Raw genomic sequence first — 5,603 nt, 5'->3', positions numbered from 1 at the left:
CTTCCATATCTATTCTTTCGCTGCTTCATTCAAGTCATCTATTGTGTACTTTATGGACAATGTAGTGGTTTATAGACAAAGCCTAATTTGTTTCAACAAACTCTGTCTTCAGTTGTTTTAAGGAAGATAAAGATTTTATTTTATTTATTCCTTTTCTTGATAATACTGTTTTTACTAAGCCATAATATTCATCTTGGTCTTTTACTCTTAGCTTTATTACTAATTCCCAATCACCAGTGCAAATGTCAACGCTTTCAATCTGCGGAATTTTTGCTAATTCTTTTGCAATCTTTTCCGGATCTGTATATTCGTCTGGTGCCAAATTAATTAGTATAAAATTGCACAATCCTTCATCTATTTTTTTATAATCAAAAACTGCTTTATAGGCTATAATTGTTTTTTCTTTTTCTTTGGGAATAATAATCTCGGGATCTATTCCATTTGGAATAACCTGCACCTTTAACCCGGGATCAATGTTCTTTAAAATAGTATCTTTTAAATCGGGCATTGTGAGCCGCCCTAGCCCTACCACTGTGTGGGGATTATCTATTGCATGAGTTGTCAACACATGAGCCATTAACAACGACTTACCCGAACCAACGGAACCGCTTAACATTATTTGCTGAACGCCTTTGGAGTAATCGAAGTTTCTGCGTATGTCTTCAATAACAGGATAGTGGAAGCCAACATCATGTGGATCGTATTCCGTTAATAACGGAATTTCCCCAGCGCCTGGATTGACCTCCACCGCAATGTTACCGTCTAGCATCGCAATATTTTACACTGTTCTGTTTTAAACAACTAATTTCTAATTTATAGTCGTGCATTTGCTGACTCGAAGTCGCAAACACAACTATTATTATACTTAAAAAGAATAACATTATTTCTCTCCTTCGTTTAATTCTACATAACAATTATAACAAAGCGGAGTTGGCCAATCCTCTGTATCAGCTAAAATAATACCTCCACATGGGCATCTCTGTTCTGTGTTTTTTTTCATTCATTCATTTCTCTCTTTCGTTGTCGTTTAAAAAAACTATTATTATTAAAGCATTTTACATTGATTATGTTCTTCACAAATTTTCAAAGCATTTTCAAATTCAAAATCCCTTTCGGAGTCCTGGTCAACCAGAATGCTGATCTTATCGCCTATAGTTCCCTCTATGTTAAATTGCTGCTTCTGAACGAGTTTGAAAGATGTGTTCTGATTCTCGGTAAAATTCTGTGCTACAGTACTTCTGTTCTCGTTTCGGATTCCGCCTCGTATGTTGATGTTACCGGTAACGCGTAATGCCACGTCCTGCCCGGCTATTGTCGCACCCACAATCTCGATTGCGCCTCCCCGCCCTCTCTCACGTTCCCGGCTTATTACCTCCTCCACTCTCCTATCCCAGTCCTCTAACAGGTTCATATCCTTAGCCAGCAGATAGTAGTCTTTGATGCTCAAAATTGTGGGCGCCTGTATGTCACGACCCCGGTACAGCCTTCTGAATATTATATGAGTGCCGGATGAATCTATTTCTACAACTGATTGGAACAAATTTGGCCTGACAGGTAATATAGCTCCATCCAATAAAAGTGTGGAATCGTCCGGATGCCAGTACAAACCCTGATAAGGTTCTTCAAAAACTGGAACAAAGCCCGGTATGGGATATATGGAAGGTTGATCCTTGCTCTGAGCTGACAGCGGGGAGACTTGAGTTATAATCAGTATAGAGAATATTATGAAACGGCGACAAGCCGATGATAATCGCTGGCTGCCGCTCTCTTCTATTGTTTTCGTCTTATAAATCATCAAATTTTTTAGACAGTAATATTTAGACACAGTCGTCGTATCGATTCTATGCTATAGGCAGCTTCCCTCCTGTTTAGGCATACATTTCCTTTAAAATTCTTAACATCTCGCTAAAAGCTTTCTGACGGTGACTGAACGCCCTTTTTTCATCGGCGCTGAGCTCCCCGAATGTCTTCTCCGAATGTTCCGATTGAAATATCGGGTCGTATCCGAATCCGTTCGAACCTCTCGGCAAATCGGTGATAAATCCTTTCACTTCGCCTTTTGTAGTGATGCTGTTGACGCCGTCTACCAACGTCGCAATGCAAACGAACTTAGCCGTTCTACTCTCCTCGGGGATTCCCTCGAGCTTGGACAGCAGAAGATTACGGTTATCTTCGTATGTTGCGTTTTCTCCCGCAAAACGGGACGAACGTACTCCCGGTTCGCCGTTGATAGCGTCAACGAAAAGCCCTGTATCATCCGCGATAGCCGGTAATCCTGTTGCCTTTGAGGCGCTCTTTGCTTTCAAAAGGGCGTTTTCTTCTAAAGTCTCTCCCGTTTCGTCCACCTCCGGTGCATCTTTAAAATCAGTTAATGGGAGCACTTCAACAATGCTGTCGCCCAAAATCTCACTGATTTCCCTAAATTTGTCCTCGTTTCTTGTAGCTATAACAATCTGCATAATTCAGAATACTCTTCTTTTACTGATAAGTTTTGTAATAGTTTCCTGTTTAGATGATTAGGAAACAACCACGAAAGGCATTGATTTCAATACGTTTATTACAACAGTTATTATTAATTCTACTTTTCCCTTCCTAATTTCCCTGCGCAGCCAAAATATTCGCTGCCATACCCGATTATCCCCGCTCTCTCGGGCAAATAACCGTGTAAAAGTATAATCCTGACTAAATATTGTCAATGGATTTATCTATCTGTTTTCAACTGCTTTATCCGAAATGCGATTCTTCCAACCATTCCCTGAGATCATGCTTTTGCTATACTTGAATTCATTGTTTGAATTCTCACACACGTCCGGCTATATTTATTATCGTTATGCGGTAAAATAGATAAATATTGATATTCTATAACTTCATAAAACTTTTTCTCCGCCTGGCGGTCGATTTATTCTTTGATGAGGTAGAAGTACGTCATGCCGAACACGTCCCGATACAGGGACCGCTTATCATTGCGGCAAATCACCCCTCGAGCATTATGGACGCTATGATCTTAGGAGTAAAAACTCCGAGAAAAATACATTATATCGGTCACGCGGGACTCTTTTCAAACTTCGTAAAAAGGAAATTTCTCTATGCTATGGGGATTATCCCGGTTTACCGCAAAGAGGACAATCCGGACCGGATGGACAAGAACGTCGATATGTTTCGCGCCGCATATAAAATATTAGAGGATGGTAAATGTATCGGTATCTTCCCCGAAGGGACGAGCCAGACAGGTAGAAAGGTGCTCAAACTCAAGACCGGGACGGCGCGTATCGCTCTCGGCGCGGAAAAACAAAACGATTTCGCTCTCGGACTCAGCATCGTTCCACTCGGATTCTACTTCACGGCAAGGCACCGTTTCAGAAGCAACGTTCTGCTGAATTTCGGCAAACCGATCACCGTAACAGATTACAGGGATGACTACGAAAATGATGAATACGAAGGCGTACACACGCTGACAGAGAGAATTTCCGATGAACTCGGTAAGCTTACATTAAATATTAAAAAGGACGGGTTGAACGACTTTGTAACCGATCTTGAAAAGATTTACCGGGCGAGACTTAAGAGCGATCTCGAAGAAGAGGAAATATTGATATCCGATGATGAAGTATTCAAAGATATGTTCCTCTCCCAGCGACTGGCTGATGCCGTGGAATATTACATGGAAACCAAGCCGGATGAAGTCATTGCTCTGATGAAGGAAGTTAAAAATTACCGGTTAAAGATAGACAGATTGCAGTTGCATGATTCGATGCTGCAAAGCGACGCTAAAAGCGCAAAGGTCAGAAAGGGAAGCTGGAAAGTCGCCTTCTGGGGCGTTATAGGTTTCCCCGTTTGGGTTGCCGGAGTAATTACGAATTATATACCTTATAAATTCGCAGAACAGCTCGGTAAAAAGATCGGTTACGATAAAACTAAAACCTCATCGGTACTGATGATCGGCGGCGGACTCGGATTCATAATTTATTATGCCATCGAGACATACGTTATCTGGACGATTTTCGGCCCAATACTCGGATTGCTCTTTCTTGTTTCAGTTCCATTCCTTGGTTTCGGCGCGCTCGCCTACGGAAGGAAACTCAAACAGCGGTGGCGGATGTGGAGCTTCTCTATTACTTTACTCACCAACCGCCATATCATCAAGAAGCTGCAGCTCGAGCGTAGAAGATTATTAAGACGGTTGGATGAGTTCAAGGAAGACTATTTGAAAGTGATAAATCAGCAAGGGTGAACGATGGAAAAGAACGTGGCTCAGCCGCAAATGAAGTGGCAGACAATCACCTTTGTTTCTCTCACTATCTTAATTGCTATTCCCATTTCTATTTATGTACTGCAATATCAGACCGATATAATCGTGCTTGAAAAGTACGGGCATCTGATCTCAAACCGTGTTGTCTGGTCAGTTGAAACGGACGAAAAGGTTGTGGCGCTGACGTTTGACGACGGACCTCATGAAAAGTACACGACTGAACTGCTTGACACATTGGCGAAATATGACGTAACGGCTACTTTTTTCCTCATAGGAAAAAACGTGGAGCAATATCCTGAAATTGTCAAACGGATTCGGAACAAGGGTCATGAATTAGCGAATCATTCTTATGACCATCCGATTCTTCCGTTTAAGAGCCGTAGGGAAATTCGACGGCAGATAGATTCAACTTCCTCGCTAATAGAAAGCGCTGCGGGAGTCATACCGAAATACTTCCGTCCTCCCATGGGTCTGTTCACCTCTTCGGTGCTTGATGTGACCGAAGAGAGCGGTCACATTGCCGTGATCGGGGAGGTTTATCCGCGTGATCCGAATAAGCCCGGTGTCGATAAAATAGTCGAAAGAGTGCTGAAACGGACAGAACCCGGCTCAATTATAATAATGCACGACGGCGGAACATGGGGCAAAATCGACCGTAGCCAGAGCGTCGCCGCCGTCCCGATCATTATTGAAAGCCTACGGGAAAAGGGCTACAGGTTTCTGACTGTCAGCGAACTCATATCTAACAGTCAGGAAAAGCCCTAACTCGCCTGCGTTATCGAAAATTAAAGGTGTGGCGTAGCCCCCGCTGAAAGCGGGGTCTGCGTTTGACGACAATCGAATAACGCAGGCACCTTCGGTGACTGTGCAACAATCAATACTGTCATTCTGAATCCGTCAGCTGACGGATGAAGAGCCGAAGACGAGCGCAGCCAATCTCGCTTTTTTATAATCGGCATTCCGAACTTTACACTATTCTCAGAATCCTCTGAACAAAGTCCCGCCATAGGCAGAGCAGCCCCTCTCAACCGGTAATTTTGCCCTCTCCCCTTGAGGGGAGTGTCCGCCAGCTGGCGGACGAGGGGTGTGATCGTTTGATAACCTCAAGATTTGGGGGATGATAGACTAATTACACCCTCCGTCCGCCCCGAAGCTTCGGGGACGGACACCTCCCTCAAGGGAGGAGATTCTTGTGGCAGTCAAGGCAAGCCCTATTCCGCACGTAAATTCTATTCCGACCCATCGGTCGGAAACCCAATAACTCAAATATAGCACCGTATAAACAGGTTTTAGTCCAACTCCCTCGGGTCGGTGATCTTTCCCATTATCGCCGATGCCGCGGCGACCGCCGGGTTGG

At 43.5% G+C, this 5,603-nt stretch carries 6 protein-coding genes; 2 read left to right on the top strand and 4 right to left on the bottom strand.

What is annotated here, in order from left to right:
• Nucleotides 1-82: 82 nt before the first annotated feature.
• The 3 genes from IID12_09635 to rdgB form a co-directional block, all read right to left on the bottom strand.
• The gene (locus tag IID12_09635; GenBank protein MCH8289348.1) at nt 83-769 is read right to left on the bottom strand and encodes an Lrp/AsnC family transcriptional regulator; all 687 of its coding nucleotides are present in this window, start codon (nt 767-769) and stop codon (nt 83-85) included.
• A 276-nt stretch (nt 770-1,045) separates the two neighbouring features.
• Entirely contained in the window at nt 1,046-1,795 is a 750-nt protein-coding gene (locus IID12_09630) for a hypothetical protein (GenBank protein ID MCH8289347.1), read from the bottom strand.
• 73 nt (nt 1,796-1,868) lie between these two features.
• Nucleotides 1,869-2,462, bottom strand: a complete 594-nt coding sequence (rdgB, locus tag IID12_09625) for an RdgB/HAM1 family non-canonical purine NTP pyrophosphatase (protein MCH8289346.1) — start codon at nt 2,460-2,462, stop codon at nt 1,869-1,871.
• Nucleotides 2,463-2,851: 389 nt separating this feature from the next.
• Between rdgB and IID12_09620 the strand changes: the two genes are divergently transcribed.
• Both IID12_09620 and IID12_09615 read left to right on the top strand, forming a co-directional pair.
• Nucleotides 2,852-4,228 (top strand): 1-acyl-sn-glycerol-3-phosphate acyltransferase, encoded by a 1,377-nt coding sequence (locus IID12_09620; GenBank protein MCH8289345.1) that lies wholly within the window; start codon nt 2,852-2,854, stop codon nt 4,226-4,228.
• Nucleotides 4,229-4,231: 3 nt separating this feature from the next.
• On the top strand, nt 4,232-5,011 hold the full coding sequence (locus IID12_09615) for a polysaccharide deacetylase family protein (protein MCH8289344.1): 780 nt from the start codon (nt 4,232-4,234) through the stop codon (nt 5,009-5,011).
• A gap of 360 nt (nt 5,012-5,371) precedes the next feature.
• Here the strand turns inward: IID12_09615 and IID12_09610 are convergent.
• Nucleotides 5,372-5,603, bottom strand: a 232-nt coding sequence (locus tag IID12_09610) for a hypothetical protein (GenBank protein MCH8289343.1), incomplete at its 5' end; no start/stop codon positions are given.

This window comes from Candidatus Neomarinimicrobiota bacterium (genome assembly GCA_022567655.1).
GTDB lineage: Bacteria > Fidelibacterota > SORT01 > SORT01 > SORT01 > JADFGO01.
This window is presented reverse-complemented; position numbering and strand designations above follow the sequence as displayed.